The organism is Pseudomonas sp. NY15372 (assembly GCF_048068215.1).
GTDB classification, from domain to species: Bacteria; Pseudomonadota; Gammaproteobacteria; order Pseudomonadales; family Pseudomonadaceae; genus Aquipseudomonas; species Aquipseudomonas guariconensis_A.
Genome location: NZ_JBLUPY010000001.1, coordinates 172333 through 189296 on the forward strand (window position 1 = coordinate 172333; position 16964 = coordinate 189296).

General features: G+C 63.2%; 14 protein-coding genes. 11 read left to right on the forward strand and 3 right to left on the reverse strand.

Annotated features, from left to right (window positions below; translation table 11 throughout):
* Positions 1 to 5 precede the first annotated feature (5 nt).
* Both ACNFG0_RS00780 and ACNFG0_RS00785 read right to left on the reverse strand, forming a co-directional pair.
* Positions 6 to 542, reverse strand: coding sequence for an AAA family ATPase (locus ACNFG0_RS00780; protein WP_196143169.1), 537 nt, complete (start codon positions 540 to 542; stop codon positions 6 to 8).
* Between the two features lie 135 nt (positions 543 to 677).
* Entirely contained in the window at positions 678 to 2651 is a 1974-nt protein-coding gene (locus ACNFG0_RS00785) for a BCCT family transporter (protein ID WP_196143168.1), read from the reverse strand.
* 76 nt (positions 2652 to 2727) lie between these two features.
* On the opposite strand from ACNFG0_RS00785, the gene ACNFG0_RS00790 reads away from it, so the two are divergent.
* From ACNFG0_RS00790 to ACNFG0_RS00835, 10 genes are all read left to right on the forward strand, one after another.
* The gene (locus tag ACNFG0_RS00790) at positions 2728 to 2916 is read left to right on the forward strand and encodes a hypothetical protein (RefSeq protein ID WP_196154422.1); all 189 of its coding nucleotides are present in this window, start codon (positions 2728 to 2730) and stop codon (positions 2914 to 2916) included.
* 55 nt (positions 2917 to 2971) lie between these two features.
* Positions 2972 to 3271: a hypothetical protein gene (locus tag ACNFG0_RS00795; RefSeq protein WP_196143166.1), complete on the forward strand. Its 300-nt coding sequence runs from the start codon at positions 2972 to 2974 to the stop codon at positions 3269 to 3271.
* Positions 3272 to 3488: 217 nt separating this feature from the next.
* Entirely contained in the window at positions 3489 to 6320 is a 2832-nt protein-coding gene (locus ACNFG0_RS00800) for a xanthine dehydrogenase family protein molybdopterin-binding subunit (protein ID WP_416763780.1), read from the forward strand.
* On the forward strand, positions 6313 to 6852 hold the full coding sequence (locus tag ACNFG0_RS00805; RefSeq protein WP_084858839.1) for a (2Fe-2S)-binding protein: 540 nt from the start codon (positions 6313 to 6315) through the stop codon (positions 6850 to 6852). Before ACNFG0_RS00800 ends, ACNFG0_RS00805 begins: the two co-directional genes overlap by 8 nt.
* 2 nt (positions 6853 to 6854) lie before the next feature.
* Complete coding sequence (locus tag ACNFG0_RS00810) at positions 6855 to 8066, forward strand: cytochrome c (RefSeq protein WP_416763781.1); 1212 nt, start codon at positions 6855 to 6857, stop codon at positions 8064 to 8066.
* A 3-nt stretch (positions 8067 to 8069) separates the two neighbouring features.
* On the forward strand, positions 8070 to 9041 hold the full coding sequence (locus ACNFG0_RS00815; RefSeq protein ID WP_416763782.1) for an XdhC family protein: 972 nt from the start codon (positions 8070 to 8072) through the stop codon (positions 9039 to 9041).
* Positions 9038 to 9598, forward strand: a complete 561-nt coding sequence (locus ACNFG0_RS00820; protein ID WP_196143162.1) for a nucleotidyltransferase family protein — start codon at positions 9038 to 9040, stop codon at positions 9596 to 9598. Before ACNFG0_RS00815 ends, ACNFG0_RS00820 begins: the two co-directional genes overlap by 4 nt.
* A gap of 172 nt (positions 9599 to 9770) precedes the next feature.
* A complete protein-coding gene (locus ACNFG0_RS00825) occupies positions 9771 to 11318 on the forward strand; it encodes an AMP-binding protein (protein ID WP_416763783.1) in 1548 nt (515 codons plus the stop codon).
* 15 nt (positions 11319 to 11333) lie between these two features.
* On the forward strand, positions 11334 to 12497 hold the full coding sequence (locus ACNFG0_RS00830; protein ID WP_416763784.1) for an acyl-CoA dehydrogenase family protein: 1164 nt from the start codon (positions 11334 to 11336) through the stop codon (positions 12495 to 12497).
* 103 nt (positions 12498 to 12600) lie between these two features.
* A complete protein-coding gene (locus tag ACNFG0_RS00835; RefSeq protein ID WP_416763868.1) occupies positions 12601 to 13869 on the forward strand; it encodes an MFS transporter in 1269 nt (422 codons plus the stop codon).
* Between the two features lie 34 nt (positions 13870 to 13903).
* Here ACNFG0_RS00835 and ACNFG0_RS00840 read toward each other — a convergent pair whose 3' ends face one another.
* A complete protein-coding gene (locus ACNFG0_RS00840) occupies positions 13904 to 14860 on the reverse strand; it encodes a LysR family transcriptional regulator (RefSeq protein ID WP_196143159.1) in 957 nt (318 codons plus the stop codon).
* 326 nt (positions 14861 to 15186) lie between these two features.
* On the opposite strand from ACNFG0_RS00840, the gene ACNFG0_RS00845 reads away from it, so the two are divergent.
* Entirely contained in the window at positions 15187 to 16959 is a 1773-nt protein-coding gene (locus tag ACNFG0_RS00845) for a DUF1302 domain-containing protein (RefSeq protein ID WP_416763785.1), read from the forward strand.
* Positions 16960 to 16964 lie beyond the last annotated feature (5 nt).

The window sequence follows — 16964 nt, forward strand, 5'->3', positions numbered from 1 at the left end:
GTGTTTCAGTGGCCGGCCAATGCGCGCAGCAAAAAGTCGGCGCGTTCGGCGACAGAGGTTCTGGGAAGCAGCGATACCTGATAGCCGAGGGCAGGATAGACGCCCTGCAGTTGCTCGAATTCCTCCAGCGCAGCCTGCATGCCGTGGCGCCGTTCTGCATCCTGCACATAGATCTCAGGCCAAGGCGGCGTCAGGAATACCTGCCGGCGATAACGGCAGGACTCGGCCGCGGCCGCCAGCACAGGCTCGCCCGTGAGGCGCTCCAGGGCCGCGGCGGCATCGATCATGCCACGGTCGAAGAACACCCATTGCGCATTTTTCTGCGCAGCCGACGCGTAGTCGGCCTGGGCCATGTCCATCACCCGGTGCAGAAAACCGACCAGGTCGAGCCAGGGCAGCGCCTGGCCCTGTTCGCGCAGCTGCTGCTGTACCACACGCCGCCCGGGCTCTTCGATCACGGCATGGCCGCGTCGCTCGAGCTCAGCCAGCAGCGTGGACTTGCCGCCGCCCGAGCAGCCGGAAATGATCACGAAGTTGTCCATCGACCAAAGGCTCCAGAAAATTTCAGCCGAACCTTATACCGTTTCCTGGCGCCAGCGCCCGGCATAGTTCCGTGCGAACCGCCCGGCGAGGCGCCCGGAGCGGGAACCGCGCTGGGTGGCCCAGCAAGGCGAATGTCACCTGACCACGTGCAGGTAATGCAGGTGGCGCTCGTACTGATCGAGGATATCGCCAATCACATCGTCACGCCCCCAGCCCATGATGTCGTAGTCCTGGCCGCCTTCGCGCAGGTGCACTTCGGCGCGGAAGTACTTGCGCGCATCGGTCGCGTCCTCGGTGTCACGCATGACGAAGCTGGGTGTATTGAAGGCACGCGGGCGTACTTCATACAGGAACCGCCCTTCGCCGGCATGGGAGAGTTCCAGGGTCACACGTCCGTCGTCGCGTTCGTTCACCGTGACTTCGTAGCCTTGCTTGCGCAGCTCGACGGCCACTTCTTCGCAGGCGGGCTTGACCACCTCGGCGATGAAGCGTGTGACATGAGCCCGGCGCGGCATCATGGCGATATTGCGCAGGCGTCGTTGCCAACCCCCATGGGGTTGACGGGTGTGCCGAGGTGCCGGTAGCGCCTGGTTGCGCAGGCCGCGGCGTGTCGCATCCAGGTTCAAGGCCTTGAACAAGCCCCAGATCGCGGTGAGCAGGATGACCGCGAAGGGCAGTGCACTGGCGATGGTTGCGGTCTGCAACGCCTTGAGCCCGTTGGCCAGCAGCAGCGCGATGGCGACCGCACCAATGCTCACCGACCAGAAGATGCGTTGCCACAGCGGCGAATGGCCCTGCCCGGAAGAGGCCAGCATGTCCACGACCAGTGCCCCGGAGTCGGCCGAGGTGACGAAGAACACCACGACCATCAGCACGGCGACCAGCGAAACGATGCTGGAAAACGGGAAGTGTTCGAGAAACACGAACAGCGCCAGGGAGCTGTCCTGGCCGACCACCGTCGTCAGCTCTTTCACGCCGTCGTTGAGGATCATGTGGATCGCCGAGTCGCCGAACACGGTCATCCACAGCAGGGTGAAACCTGCCGGTACGAACAACACGCCACAGACGAACTCACGGATGGTTCGGCCTCGGGAGATGCGCGCGATGAACAGGCCGACGAAGGGCGACCAGGACAACCACCAGCCCCAATAGAGCAAGGTCCAGCCGCCGATCCAGTCGGTGGGCTCGTAGGCGTAGAGGTTGAACGTCTTGTTGACGATGTCCGAGAGGTAGGCGCCGGTGTTCTGGATGTAGGTTTGCAGCAGGAACACGGTTGGCCCGAGCAGCAGCACGAACAGCATCAGCACCACGGCCAGGCCCAGGTTGAGCTCGGAAAGGATGCGAATGCCCTTGTCCAGCCCGCTGGCCACCGACAGCGTGGCCAGGGCGCAGGTGACGGTGATCAGGATCACCTGGACCGTCGAGTTCACCGGCAGGCCGAACACATGGTGCAAGCCGCTGTTGATCTGCAGCACACCGTAGCCCAGCGAGGTCGCCACACCGAACACGGTGCCGAGAATGGCGAATACATCCACGGCGTGGCCGATCGGCCCGTGAATCCGCTCGCCGATCAACGGGTAGAGGGCCGAGCGCAAGGTCAGGGGCAGGCCGTTGCGAAAGCTGAAGTAAGCCAGGATCAGGGCGACGATGGCATAGATCGCCCAGGCATGAAGGCCCCAGTGGAAGAAGGTGATCTTCATGGCTTCGCGCGCGGCGGCTACGGTACCGGGATCGCCTACCGGAGGGTTGGTAAAATGCATGACCGGTTCGGCTACGCCGAAGAACATCAGGCCGATGCCCATGCCGGCGGAGAAAAGCATGGCGAACCAGGTGCTCTTGCGGTAGTCCGGTTCGCTGTGGTCGGGGCCCAGCTTGATGTCGCCGAAGCGGCTGACGGCGAGGAACACCACGCTGATCAATACCAGCGCCACGGTGAGGATATAGAACCAGCTGGCATTGGTGACGATCCAGGCCTGGACCTGTTCGAACAGTGTTTGGGCATGCTCCTGGAATGCCGTGGCGTACAGAACGAGCAGAAAGATAAGGATGGCGCTGCTGTAGAAGACGGGGGGGTTGAGGGTACTCCTGGGTTTTGCGGCTGCAGTCATTGCGGCAGTTTTCTCCTTTTTTAAACATTGCAAGCGCAGCTAGGCACGCAAGCATTTTCCAAGGTTAGCACCTTGAATGAACGCCGTTGCCGAGGCTGGCGAGCTCGAAGGAACCAACAACCGTACCGTCCGTGACGAAAATTCTCAAATGTGTTCCCCCAGGGCAGGGTCCGAAAATGCCCCTGCATGGGCCATTTTGGCGTTGCAGGTATTGCTGTGCCTGCTTTACTTCAAACGGGCTTCGCTTGCGTTCGAAGCTGCTTGAATGCCTTATCCGGGCGCACCGGCCTTGCCCTGTTTCTGAACGCTGGAGTAGCAGCATGTGGGCCAAGACACCTTCTGAAGTCGCCTCCTGGGGCCTATGTGCGTTGCTTGTCATCAGCCTGGCCGCCACCGCCGGCTGCACCCGAAAAGCGAGCACCATGCGTTACGCCGCCGCCACCCAAGGCTCGAACTGCTTCGCCAAGGCGCTGCCGACGGCGGGCGAAGGCGGCCTGGCCTGGGGCGCGAGCCTGGGCATCGCCCGGCAGAAATCTCTCAACAATTGCATCCGCTACGCCGGCCGATCCGGCGGTACGCCCAACACCTGCCAAGTGGTATTGGCGCGGTGCAAGCGCTAGCCGGTAGCCGCACCGCGCCTCGGCGCAATGACGTAGGCGCGACAAGTTGCCCGCTTGACTTTGCCAGGCGCGCGGTGAGTGCGTTAAACTTGACGCCAAGGTCAGTTTTTGTGGTCCCCACTCCGACCTGCTTTCGGAACGTCAATGATTCCGCCCTCCGAGCTATCAAGTACCAGAATACGTCATGGGCAGGCTCGCTCTGCCCAGAGGATGAAGCATGACCAACCGTGATATTTCCCGGCGCGCCTTCCTGCAAGGCGGCGTGATCGCTGGCGTGGGGGTGACTCTCGCGCCGCTCGGCAGCCCGGCGTTCGCCGCCCTGATGGAAAACAGTGTCACCACTTCGCCGCAGAAGTGGATGAGCCATGATGGCAAGGCGCGCTTTCGTAACGATGCGTTGTCCAAGGTGTGCGGCAACAAAGTGTTCGCCCGCGACATCCGCGCCAAGGACATGCCCGGCTGGCCCCAGCAGCAGGGCCACGCCCTGTTGCTCAAGACCACCAAGGCCGACCGCATCTATGCAGGCTACGACCTGGCGTGGCTGGGCGCCGACCTGCAGCCGGACCGTGTCGTCACCGCTGCCGACCTGGAAAAGGACGGAATTGCCTGGCCCGAGGCCCATTCGCCGGATCCTCTGCTGCCGCCTGGCAAGGTGCCAATGTTCATCGGCCACCCCGTGGCGATCCTGATCTGGCACGATTTCGAGCGTTTCCGCCAGGCCAAGCTCAAACTGCAGTTCAACGACAAGGCGATCCGCTATGGCGCCCAGGCGCCGCTGTACCAGCGTGACCCCTATGGCAGCTTCCGCTTCGTGCGGGTCGGCGGCCAGACGCCGTTCGATGAGGACATCTTCTCGAGCCTGAAGAACTCCATGCTGTTCCCCACCATCCTTGCGCGCAAACCGGTGTGGACCGCCGAGCCCAAGCAGCACGGCACCCTGACCGAGCAGGGGATGTTCTACGCCCAGCGCATGGATGAGCAGCTCAAGCAGCCGCCGCAGGATTGGCTGCTGTTCGACGAGCGCTACAAGACCCCGTCGATCGAGCCCGCAGCGCTGGAGCCGGACAACGGCAACGGCTGGTACGACCCGGCCACCGGCACCCTGCATTTCGTCGTGGCTACCCAGTGCCCGTTCGAAGTGGCGCAGGAATGCGTGCACATGATCAAGCCGTCGCGCTTCGCACTGAACAATCTGAACATGCACCCCGGCTACACCGTCGGCTACGGCTCCAAGGACAACAACATCTTCGTGTTCTATGCCGCCGTCGCTGCGTTGTATGGGGCCGGTGTGCCGATCCGCCTGGCCAACGACCGCTACGAGCAGTTCCAGAGCGGCATCAAGCGCCACCCGTTCGACATCCGCTACCAGCTGGCCGTCGACAAGAACGACATGAGCTTCAAGATCTTCCGCGCCGACATGAGCGTCGACGGGGGCGGGCGCATCAACTACAGCCCGTCGGTGGCTGCAGTGGGGGCCACCGCCGCGCAGTCGATCTACTACATGCCGCAGAGCGACCTGGCGGTGACCGTCTACCACTCACGGGGTGTCGAAGCCGGCTCCATGCGTGGCTATGGGACCCTGCAGAGCATGGCCGCCACCGAGATGATGGTCGATGAAGTCGCCAACCGCCTCGGCGTCGACGCCATCGAGCTGCGTCGCAAGAACGCGCTCAAGTCGGGCATGAAGAACACCCAGGGCGCCGTGCCCGCCGGTGCCTTGCGCCTGCACGAGATCCTCGACAAGGCCAGCGCCCACGAGGTGTGGAAGAACCGCGACGCGCACAAGAAAGCGATGGAAGCCAAGGACCCGCACAACTGGTACGGCGTCGGCTTCGCCATCTGCCAGAAAGACTTCGGCACCGGTGCCGAAGCACCCATGGCCAGCATCGAGTTCACCGCTGATGGCCGTATCAGCCTGCGCCACATCGGCACCGAGCTGGGCACTGGCATGTCGACCTCCCAGGCGTTCGTGGTCAGCGATTTCCTGGGGCGCCCGGCCGACGAGGTGACCACCGCAGAAACCGAATGGCCGGAACTGAAATTGGCCACCAGCGGCAACCCCTACCTGATGAGCCAGGCCGAGCAGGACGCCGCGCTGCGTGACCCGCGCTGGGTCGGCAAGCTGGCCTCGCCGTCATCGGCCACCAACTCGGCTTTCTACTTCAGCCATGCCACCCGTGAAGCGGCGCGTGTGCTGTTCAACCACGGCCTGTGGCCAGCGGCGCTTTCGCTCTGGCGCCAGGGCCCGTTTGGCGGCCAGGCCAACCCGCTGGTGGTACGCCGCGAGAACGCGGTATGGGTCAACGGCGAGCTTACCGGCAACGGCCTGTCGCCCATCCCGTTCGCGGAGCTGGCGAAGAAGGCCCATGAAATGGGCCTGGTCACCGGCGTCAGCGTGCATGCGTTCAACCGTTGGAGCTGGGCTGAAGCCGACTTCGTCATCGACGGCGTACGCGAGCGCCTGCCGCTCGATGCGTTGGCGGTCAAGTACGGCGACGGTGCCCCGAACGCGAAGAAGGCGCAGATGAACAGCGCCAGCTACCACCTGTTGGACCGACAGAACGCGGCCTATCCGGCCACCCAGCTGAACAATGCCATGGTGACCTACTACAGCCCGGTGGCCACGCTGGTGGAAGTGAAGGTGAACAAAGGCAGTGGCGAGGTCCAGGTGCTCAACCACCACAGCTGGGTGGAGTGCGGCCGGGTGCTGGTGCCGGAACTGGTCAAGGGCCAACTCGAAGGTGGTATCGCCATGGGCATCGGCCATGCCTTGACCGAAGAGATGCCGCTGTACGAGGGCGGCCCGGGCGAGGGGAACTGGAACTTCAACCGCTATCGCCTGCCGATGGCCAAGGACGTGGCAGTCTGGAAGCAGACCAGCGAAATCCTGCCACCACTGTCGCCCACCGACCCTTCCAAGGGTATCGCCGAAGTGGTGATGATCCCGGTGGTCGGTGCCATCGGCAACGCCGTGGCCCATGCCATCGGCAAGCGTGTTCGCGACCTACCCATCACTCCAGCCCGCGTCAAGGAGGCCCTCAATGGCTAACCGTCCGCTCCAGATGACCCTCAACGGTCAACCCGTCGGTCCGGCCGAGGTCCCCGAGGACCTGGCGATGATCGACTACCTGCACGAATACCAAAACCTCACCGGCTCGCGCCTGGGCTGCGGCCAGGGCATCTGCCACGCCTGCGTGGTCATCGTCGACAACCCCGACGGCACCAGCGAGGAAGTGCGCACCTGCATCACCGGCGCGCACTACTTCGAAGGCAAGAAAGTGCGCACCATCGAAGGCCATGCCAAGCATGACGAGGCCGGCAACCTCAGCGAACTGAACCCGATCCAGCAGAAGTTCGTCGACCGCTTCGCTTTCCAGTGCAGCTATTGCGCACCAGGCTTCGTCAACGCCGCCACCGTGCTGGTGGAGAAGGCCCAGCGCCAGCCGTTGAAGAAAAGCGAGCTGGAAGGCGCCATCGAAGCCAGCCTCGGCCATCACATCTGCCGCTGCACCGGGTACGTGCGTTACTACGACGCCACCCGCGAGGTGCTCAGCGACCTCGGCCTGGTCAAGGAGGGTTGAGCATGCTGCGAGTTCTTTCCGGCCTCGCCCTGGCCGTGGGCGCGGTTCTGTCGCTCGGTGCCCAGGCGGCTGACGAAGCCCTGGTCAAGCGCGGCGAGTACCTGGCTCGGGCGGCCGACTGCATGGCCTGCCACACCGCCAAAGGTGGGGCGCCGTTCGCCGGTGGCCTGCCGATCCATTCGCCGTTCGGCACCATCTACGGCACCAATATCACCTCGGACAAGCAGTACGGCGTCGGTGACTACAACAGCGACGAGTTCTTCGCTGCCCTCACCGAGGGCAAGCGCAAGGACGGCGCCAACCTGTACCCGGCCATGCCCTATACCTCTTACCACTTGCTCAAGCGTGAAGACGCCGATGCGATCCATGCCTACCTGATGACGGTGCCGCCGATCAACCGGCCGGCACCTGAAACCAGCCTGAGCTTCCCGTTCAACGTGCGCATGGGCCTTACCGGGTGGAACATGCTGTATGGCAAGAGCGTCCAGCTGCAGCCCACCGAGGGCAAGAGCGAGGCCTGGCAGCGCGGCCAGTACATGGTGGAAGTGCTTGGCCACTGTGGCGAGTGCCATACCCCGCGTAACAGCATCGGCGCCCTGGAGCAGGACAAGCGCCTGACCGGCGGCCTGCTCGGCGGCTACCTGGCGCCCAGCCTGCTGGCCCAGGACCTGGCCGAGCGTGGCTGGACCCAGCCGGACCTGACCACCTTCCTCAAGCACGGCATCAGTGCCCAGGGCAGCATGTTCAACGAGATGTTCCCGGTGGTGCACCACAGTACGCAGCACCTGGAGGATGCCGACCTGGCCGCGATGGCCACCTACCTGCTGGGCGACCAGCCGCCAGCGGCCAAGGTGGTGCAAGCAGTACCGGTGGACAAGCTTGGCGAAAGCGCCCTGCGTGGCCGCCAGCAGTACCTCAACGTCTGCGCCGGGTGCCACGGCGTCGAAGGCGAGGGCAAGCCGCACATCGCGGTGGCCATGCAAGGCAATACCGTGCTGCGCCAGGCCGACTCGCGCAACCTGGCCAAGGTGATTCTCGAAGGCATCCGTGAGCAGCAGTTCACCGGCTTCGAGCGCATGCAGCCGATGCCGGGCTTTGCCGACAAGCTCGACGACCAGCAGGTCGCCGACCTGGTCAACTACCTGCGCGAAGCCTGGGGTGGCTTGCCGGGCGACCTCAGTGCGCAGCAGCTTGCGCACCTGAGCGCGGAGTGAGCCGTGCAGCATCTTGACCTGCAAGTGGTGCGCCAGGCCTTGCAATGGTCTGGCGCCGGCCAGCGTGTTTGGTTGTGCAGCGTGCTCTTCACCTACGGCTCGGCGCCCCGTGCGCCGGGCTCGCTGCTGGCGGTCAACGATCGCGGGCAGTGGGTAGGTTCGCTGTCCGGTGGTTGTGTCGAGGAAGATTTCCTCGCACGGGTCGCCGAAGGCGAGTTCGCAGCGCCTGCCACCGTGGTGCGCTACGGCGATGGCAGCGACACACGTTCGAACATCCGCCTGCCCTGCGGTGGCGTACTGGATGTGCTGGTGGAGAACCTGCCTGCCGATTGCCTGGTTCAGGCGCATTTGCGTGAGCTGGAGTCGGCGCTGCTTGGTCAGCGCCGGCTGCTTCGCCACGTGGACCTGCGCAATGGCCAGCGCCGGCTCGACGACGATCACAGCCAAGGCCCCAGGGTGGTCTACGACACCGACACCGTTCGCCTGCGGGTGGGCGCGGCCCAGCGCCTGCTGCTGGCGGGGTATTCCAGCGTCGCGCATTTCTGCGCCGAGTTCGGCAAGGGGCTGGGGTTCGAGGTCATCCTCTGCGACCCCCGCGACGAGGTGCTCGAAGGCGTGGTACTCGATGGCATCGAGGTCCGCCGCGAGCTGCCTTCGGTGTTCATCGCCAATGGCGGCTGCCATGGCGATACGGCGGTGGTGGCGTTGACCCATGACCCGAAGATCGATGACCTGGCGATGCTCGAGGCGGTGCGCACCGAGGCGTTCTATATCGGTGTGATGGGCTCGCGCACCACTTCGGACAAACGCCGTGAGCGTCTCCAACGCATCGGTGGCCTGGACGCGGGGCAGCTGGCCCGCATCCATGCGCCCATCGGGCTGAACTTGGGCAGCAAGACACCAGCGGAAATCGCCTTGGCGGTGCTCGCCGATATCCTGCGTACCCGTAGCGGCATCGCCCGCGAGGCGCTGTGACGGTCGTTGCGCTGGTCCTGGCGGCCGGGTGCAGCGCGCGCTTTGGCAGTGACAAGCGTCGTGCCGCCCTGGCAGAAGGGACCAGCGTGCTAGGGCAAAGCGTCGAGCACGCCCTGGCGGTGTTCGACGAAGTGCGGGTGGTGCTGCGTGATGGCGAGTGCGCCCAGGACCTGGGCCTGCCGCAAGGCTGTTCGGTGGTGCACAGCTCCGATGCTGCGTTGGGCATGGGCCACAGCCTGGCGGCAGGCGTTGCCTCTTTGGGCGACAGCTCTGCACAGGCGGTCGCGGTCGTGCTGGGGGACATGCCATGGATCAGCTGTGCGACCCTGCGTCGGTTGGCCGAGGCGGCCTCGGCGTCGAACATCGTATTGCCTCAGCATGCAGGGCGGCAGGGGCATCCAGTGGTGTTCGGTCGCGTATTCTGGCCAGCGCTGATGAAGCTGGTGGGTGATGAAGGGGCTCGTCGGGTGGTCCGGGCGAACCCAGCTCATTGTGTCGCCGTGGCGGTGGACGATGAGGGTGTGCTGCGCGACGTGGATACGCCAAACGCTTTGTAGAGGGGCGAGATGCTCTGCGTCTCAGGCAAGCATGGGCCACGCTTGCCCGGCATCATCGTGTGCAACCATCCAGCTAAAACCGCTATAGCTCGCATCAACAACTGGTATTACTCGCTCCACGTCCACGCTGTTTAGCATCGACTCGGTCTTTACTGTCGACGAGAACAACAACGTGAACCTCGGAAAAATAACCAGTCGAAGTGCAAGGTACTGGCCAGAGCGGTTGGCCGTGATCGATCGCGACACCCGCCTGACCTTCGCCCAGCTCGAACAGCGCACCAACCAACTGGCCTCTGCGCTGCTGGCCCAGGGCATCAACCCTGGCGAACACGTCGCTATCCTTGCCGCCAACCGGGTCGAACTGGTGGAGGCGGAGATCGCTTTCTACAAGACCGGCATGGTAAAGGTGCCGGTCAACGCGCGTCTGTCCTTGGACGAAGTCATCCAGATTCTCAACGACTCGTGCAGTGTCGCGCTGATCGCCGAACCGTCCTTCGCCCAGGCCCTCATCGAGCGACGCGCGGCGGTGCCGGCGTTGCGCCTGATCGTCGCGTTGGGCGAGCAGGGCGGTGATGTCGCTTACCCGGCACTGCTGCGTCAGGGTAGCGCCGAGCCCATTGCCTGTGACCCTGACGATGACGCATTGGCCGTGCTGCACTACACCTCGGGAAGTTCGGGCGTGCTCAAGGCAGCGATGCTCAGTGTCGGCAACCGCAAGGCGCTGATCCGCAAGAGTATTGCCAGCCCCACCCGTCGCGCAGCGCCCGGCGATGTGATGGCCCACGTCGGCCCCATTACCCATGCCAGCGGTATGCAGCTCATGCCGTTGCTGGCGGTGGGTGCCTGCAACCTGCTTCTGGAGCGCTATGACGACCAGCTGTTGCTGGAAACCATCCAGCGCGAGCGTGTCACCCGGCTGTTCCTTGTGCCGGCGATGATCAATCGGCTGGTGAACTTCCCTGGGGTCGAACGTTTCGACCTGAGCAGCCTGCGGCTGGTGATGTACGGAGCCGCGCCGATGGCCCCGGCGCTGGTCAAGCGCGCCATCGAAGTATTCGGGCCGATCCTGGCGCAGGGGTACGGCGCAGGCGAAACCTGCTCCTTGGTCACGGTGCTGACCGAACAGGACCATTTGTGCGAGGACGGTGACTTTCGTCGCCTGGCGTCATGCGGCCGCTGCTATTTCGAGACGGACCTGCGGGTCGTCAATGAGGATTTCCAGGACGTGCGACCAGGCGAGATAGGCGAAATCGTCGTCAAAGGCCCGGACATCATGCAGGGCTACTGGCGTGCTCCGCAGCTCACTGCCGAAGTGATGCGCGACGGCTATTACCTCAGCGGCGACCTGGCCACGGTCGATGAGCAGGGCTACGTGTTCATCGTCGACCGCAAGAAGGAGATGATCATTTCCGGTGGCTTCAACATCTACCCGACCGAAGTCGAGCAGGTGCTGTACGGCTTGCCGCAGGTATTCGAAGCCGCCGTGGTCGGCGTGCCGGACGAACAGTGGGGCGAGGCGGTGCGGGCGGTCGTGGTGCTCAAGCCTGGCATGGTGCTCAGCGAGCGCGACATCATCGACCACTGCGCACAGACCCTGGCCGGGTTCAAGAAACCTCGTGCCGTGGACTTCGTCAGCGAACTGCCCAAGAACCCCAACGGCAAGGTGGTGCGCCGCCTGGTCCGCGATGCGTACTGGCAACACAGCGAACGCCGCATCTGACTCGAGGAGCACATCATGTATCAGCCAAGCGAGAAGGCTAGCCAAATCATCGAGGCTATCGGTGGTTTCATCCGTGACGAGATCATACCCCTGGAACAACGTGAGGGGTTGAGCTGGGCCGAACCGCACCCCTATGGGGTGCTCAGGCAGGTCTGGCAACGTTCCTGCGAACAGGGTTTCTACAACATCATGCTGCCTGAAGCGCTGGGCGGTGCCGGGCTCAGTGCATCCGAGCTGTGTGCGGTCAAAGAGGCCACGGTGCTGACCGGCTCGATGCTGGCACCCCATGTGCTCGGCGAATTGTCCGGCCCGCCGCGCATCGGCCACCTGTTCAAAGTGGCGAGCCCCTGGCAGGTCGAGTCCTTCCTGCAACCGGTGTGTCGCGCCGAAAAAGCCGTATGCTTCGCGCTGACCGAGAGCGAGGCGGGCTCCGATGCTTCGGCGATCAAGACCGTCGCGCGCCGTGACGGGGACCATTACCTGCTCACCGGCAGCAAGCGATACATCTCCGGCGCACCTTATGCCGATGTCGCCGTGCTGCTGGCCGTCACCGGGCCGGGCCGTGGCACCCAGGGAATTTCTGCTTTCTTCGTCGATCTCAAGGCGCCAGGGGTGCGGGTCGAAAGCGATTACGCGGTGATGTCCGGCGGCGGTGCGCATGGCGATATCTTGCTGGATGACGTCCGCGTACCGGTGGCCAGCCGCATCGGCGAAGAGGGGCAAGGGTTCAAGCTGGCGATGGGGCGGATTACCCTCAACCGCCTGCTGCATTGTCCAACGCTGTTGGGGTTGGCCGGGCTGGCGCTGAACTTGTCGGTCGACTACGCCCGCACGCGCAAACAGTTCGGCCAGCCGATCGCCATGTTCCAGTCGATCAGTCACATGATCGCCGACATGGCCACTGAGCTGCATGCAGCGCGCAGCATGGTCTATGCCACGGCGGCGCTGAATGACGCAGGTGGCGATATCCGCACCCAGGCCTCGATGTGCAAGCTGTTCGTTTCCGAAGCGGCATTCCGCATCGCTGATCGCGCCGTTCAGATCCATGGGGGCGCCGGGCTGTTGCGTGGCCATCCGGTGGAATGGATTTTCCGTGCGACGCGTATGATGCGTATCCTGACCGGCACCAGCGAGATCCAGCGCAATACCATCGCCAAGGGAATACTGATGCCTGACTAGCGCGCCCCCTTGTAGGTCCGGTCATACCTGGCCGGACATCTCGATCAGAACAATAAGAGAGACGATCATGACTGATACTTCCGCGCGCCCGGGCACGGCCTGGATGATTGCGATATTGCTGGCTTTTTTGATGCTGGTGAATTTCCTCGACAAGGTGGTGATCGGCCTGGTGGCAGTGCCCATGTCCAAGGAGCTGGGTCTGACACCTACCGAGTTCGGCCTGGTGGCAGGGGCCCTGCACTGGCTATTCGCCGTTTCTGCCGTCATCGGCGGTTTCATGGCCAACCGTCGCCCTACGCGCACCCTGCTGCTGGGCATGGGAGTGTTCTGGGCATTGATTCAATTGCCGATGCTGTTCGTCAGCTCGCTCTGGGCCATTGTCGCCTGCCGGGTATTGCTGGGCATCGGCGAAGGGCCGGCATCGCCGGTGGCCACCCATGCCTTGTACAAATGGTTCGCCAATGACCGGCGCAACTTGCCGGTCGCCCTCCTGCATACCGGCAGTGCCCTGGGGCTGTTGGTGGCCGGCGCGATGATTCCCTGGATCAGCCTGCATTATGGTTGGCGCATGAACTTCATCGTCCTGGCGGTGATCGGTGCGGTGTGGTGCCTGTTGTGGTTATGGCTGGGGCGAGAGGGCACACTGGACCGCATTCGCCCCGGCCAGCTGAAGGTGGACGATGAGCATGTGCCATATGGGCGGTTACTCAGCGATCGCACCGTGCTGAGCAATTACCTGTGCCATTTCGCGGCCAACTGGTCGCTGGCGCTGACCCTGACTTGGGTGCCGAGCTACCTGGAGATTGGGCTGGGCATCGACGCGATCATGACCGGTAAGATGTTCGTACTGTTCGTGGTGGTGACGACGCCGTTGAGCCTGTTCATGGCCTGGCTGTCGCAGCGCTTGCTGCGTGGCGGGTTGGTGTCGCGTTGGTCGCGTGGCGCATTCGTGTCGGTTTGCCTGATCGTCAGTGGGTTATTGGCGGCGGCATTGTTCCTGCCAGGGCTGTCCACCACCGTACGGATCATCAGCCTGACCTTGAGCGGTGGTCTGGCACTGGTGATGTATTCGGTGGGGCCTGCGATGCTTGCCGAATTCACGCCAGGTACCCAACGTGGCGGGGTGTTGGCGATCGGCAACGGCATCGCTTCGCTGGCCGGCATGGCCGCGCCGGTAATGACGGGCTTGCTGGTGCAGGGGGCCGGTGCCGAACACCCGGCAGGATACGCGCAAGGGTTTCTGGTGTGTGGCGCGGTTCTGGTGATTGCGGGTCTGGTCGGGCTGTTCTGGATGGACCCGCAAAAGACCCTACGACGGTTGCATCGCAAAGAGCCAGGCATCCAGGTACGGGTCGACCAGCCCTATACCTGAGCGCGAGGCGCCAGCAGTGCCCACTGCATGGCAGTCAGGGCTCTACCGCCAGGCCTGATTCGTATTCGGCCTGGCGTTCGATCAAGCTGCCTTTCCACTGATCGTTGCGTACGGCTTCGATCAGCAAGCCCCTGACCAGGTCACGCATGCATGCAGCCGCGAACGACAGAGGTTTGTGTTGCGAGTGCGCCAGTGAGATGGTCCGGGTGATGCGTGGCTCCACGATCAAACGGGCGCAGGTAGGCTCCAGCAGTTCCACCAGCGGAGGCCAGTTGCTGATGGTCGCCGCCAGGCCCGCGCGTACCAGGCTGCTGATCCCTGGCGCGGACTGCTGCTCATAACTGGAGTCCAGGACGACGCCGGCCTCCATCGCTGCTTGCTCGACCCGTCGACGCAGGTGCAGGGCACGGGGTGGCATCACCAGTTGCGTTGCCGCGGCCTCGGCCAGGGTGATCGGCGAAGCGTCGCCGCAATGCCCGGGTGTACCTACCCAGTAAAGGTCTTCGGTAAACACCGGCTCGGCAATCACATGGTCGAGTTCCTCGGCATTGGGCACGACACCGAAATCCACTTTGCCCAGCTCGATCGCCTGGCCACCTTCGCGGCTGAGCCCATCCCAGACCGTCAGCTTGATGCCGGGAAATTTCGACTGCCCATGGGTAATGATCGCTGGCAGCAACAACGCCGACGCGGTGGCGGGAATGGAGATCGCCACATGGCCCATGGGGTTGCCCCGGCTGGACTTGAGCTCGTCTTTGACCGAATCGAGCTTCTGGATCACCGACCGGGCGACTTCGTACAACTGGCGCCCGGCATCGGTCAGCGCTATGCCGTCGTGCTGGCGCGCCAGCAATTGCATTTCCAGCTCGTTCTCCAGCAACCCGATCTGCCGGCTCAGGGCGGGTTGAGCGATGAACGCGCGACGTGCGGCATTGGAGAAACTGCCAGCCTCGACAATGGCAATGAGATAACGCAGCTGTTTCAAGGTCATGGGCAGTCTCTGGCTATGCCGAAGTGATATGGCAACTATCCGAACACGCTATTTGTGGTGCCCAGGTAGCGTACTTAGTATCCATTAATACCGCATCCGGAGGATATCTGGCCAACCCATTGAACCGATGTTTATCTGCGTGACCTGCTCTGGGGCGAGCCTTCTGGGTGTTTCAAGCTCCCGTTCGAGTCCCGTGCCTGCAAAACATCTCACTCTCTAATAAACACAATAAGAGGTCAGGAGTGATGGCACCCTTTATTCGCGGTCTTTGCCGGCCGTCTGTATTTGTAGTGTCTTGTTGTTTCCCTTTTTGCGTATCCCATGCCATGCAATTCCAATGGGGAGACGTCGAGGGACAGTTCGATTCCTCGCTGTCGTTTGGTGTGAGCCTGTCTACGTCAAACCCCGATCCTGATCTGCATACCAGTGCCAACAGTGACGATGGCCGTTTGAACTTCGGCTCGGGCGATGTGTTTTCGGCGCCGCTCAAAGGGACTCATGATCTGGAGCTCAAGCACGATAACGTCGGTGTTTTCCTGCGCGGAACCTATTGGTACGACACGGCCCTGCGTGACCACGACCAACGCTTCAAGAACGTCGAGGACAATAATCGCAAGCGTTCGGCCAAGACCGCGGGCGCGCAGTTGCTCGATGCCTTCGGTTACTACCTCTATGACATCCAGGGGCAACCCGGCTCGGTACGCTTGGGCAAGCAGGTGGTGAACTGGGGAGAAAGTACCTTCATCCAAGGTGGCCTCAATGTGATCAATCCTTTCAACCTCTCGGCCTTGCGTCGACCTGGTTCGGAGGTGAAGGATGCGCTGGTGCCGGTGAACCTGTTCTACGTTACCCAGAACCTGACCGAGGCGCTGTCGTTCGATGCGTTCTACCAGTTGGATTGGGAACAGACCCAGCTGGACAACTGTGGGACCTATTTTTCCAATAACGACTTTTTGCCCGATGGCTGCGATGGCCTGGATGTCGGGGCGAAGTTGCTCGGTAATGCTGCTGCCGTGGCCGGGCTGACGCCGTTTGGGGTCAACCTGACCGAAGAGGGCGTCCGCATTCCCCGGGCCAGTGACCAGGATGCACGCAATACGGGCCAGTGGGGCGTCTCCCTGCGCTGGTACGTGAGCGCGCTGGATACCGAATTCGGCGTCTATGCGGCCAACTACCACAGTCGAACGCCGTACATGGGGACCATTAGCAGCCCGTATTTCAACAATACCGGCTTCGCGTCGCAATTGTGCGGCAACCTGGGCATCGGGCCGGCCGGTTGTGGTGCGTTCCTGAATTCTTCGTCAGGGCAATCGCTAGCGGGGGCGCTACGGCTGGGTACGGCCCAGTACATGGTGCAGTATCCGGAGGATATCCGCCTCTATGGCCTGTCGTTCGCCACCACTCTGCGCAGTGGCACGGCACTGCAAGGCGAACTGAGCTATCGGCCGAACATGCCGATGCAACTGAACGGCACCGACATCATCCAGTCGCTGCTCAATGTCGATGCGCGTTCGCCTCTCGTCGGCGACGGGCTGCGACCCGACCAGGCAGGCGCTGCATTCGATGGCTATCGGCGCAAGGAAATGACCCAGCTGCAAGTCAGCGCGGTGCATTCTTTCAACCAGGTGATGGGGGCCAGTCAGCTGTTCCTGGTGGGCGAAGCGGGTGCGACCTATGTCGGTGGGCTGGAAGGCCGCTACGGGCCGCGCTACGGCCGATCCGGCACGTTCAATAGCGGCGAGCTGGCCGATAACAGCGTTTGCCAGGCCATCTCCAAGACGCCGCAGCACTGTAATGACGAAGGCTTTCTCACGCCGTTTTCCTGGGGCTATCGGCTGCGGGCGACCTGGGTCTATCCAAACCTGATCGCAGGCTTCGACCTGCGCCCGAACCTCTCCTGGTCCCATGACGTGCATGGCACAGGGCCGGTGGAAGGTTCTGCATTCAGTGAAGGCTCCAAGGCGATCAGCATCGGCCTGGATGCCACGTTGGCCAGTACCTATAGCCTGAGCCTGGCGTACACCGACTATATCGATGGCGACTATGGCACCCGTGGCGATCGCGACTTTGTCTCGATCGGCCTGGGCATCACCTTCTGAGGAGG

Excerpts from the sequence above, each read along its gene's own strand:
- ACNFG0_RS00780 (WP_196143169.1), bottom strand. The coding sequence starts at position 542 with ATGGACAACTTCGTGATCATTTCCGGCTGCTCGGGCGGCGGCAAGTCC.
- ACNFG0_RS00785 (WP_196143168.1), bottom strand. The coding sequence starts at position 2,651 with ATGACTGCAGCCGCAAAACCCAGGAGTACCCTCAACCCCCCCGTCTTC.
- ACNFG0_RS00790 (WP_196154422.1), top strand. The coding sequence starts at position 2,728 with ATGAACGCCGTTGCCGAGGCTGGCGAGCTCGAAGGAACCAACAACCGT.
- ACNFG0_RS00795 (WP_196143166.1), top strand. The coding sequence starts at position 2,972 with ATGTGGGCCAAGACACCTTCTGAAGTCGCCTCCTGGGGCCTATGTGCG.
- ACNFG0_RS00800 (WP_416763780.1), top strand. The coding sequence starts at position 3,489 with ATGACCAACCGTGATATTTCCCGGCGCGCCTTCCTGCAAGGCGGCGTG.
- ACNFG0_RS00805 (WP_084858839.1), top strand. The coding sequence starts at position 6,313 with ATGGCTAACCGTCCGCTCCAGATGACCCTCAACGGTCAACCCGTCGGT.
- ACNFG0_RS00810 (WP_416763781.1), top strand. The coding sequence starts at position 6,855 with ATGCTGCGAGTTCTTTCCGGCCTCGCCCTGGCCGTGGGCGCGGTTCTG.
- ACNFG0_RS00830 (WP_416763784.1), top strand. The coding sequence starts at position 11,334 with ATGTATCAGCCAAGCGAGAAGGCTAGCCAAATCATCGAGGCTATCGGT.
- ACNFG0_RS00835 (WP_416763868.1), top strand. The coding sequence starts at position 12,601 with ATGATTGCGATATTGCTGGCTTTTTTGATGCTGGTGAATTTCCTCGAC.
- ACNFG0_RS00840 (WP_196143159.1), bottom strand. The coding sequence starts at position 14,860 with ATGACCTTGAAACAGCTGCGTTATCTCATTGCCATTGTCGAGGCTGGC.
- ACNFG0_RS00845 (WP_416763785.1), top strand. The coding sequence starts at position 15,187 with ATGCAATTCCAATGGGGAGACGTCGAGGGACAGTTCGATTCCTCGCTG.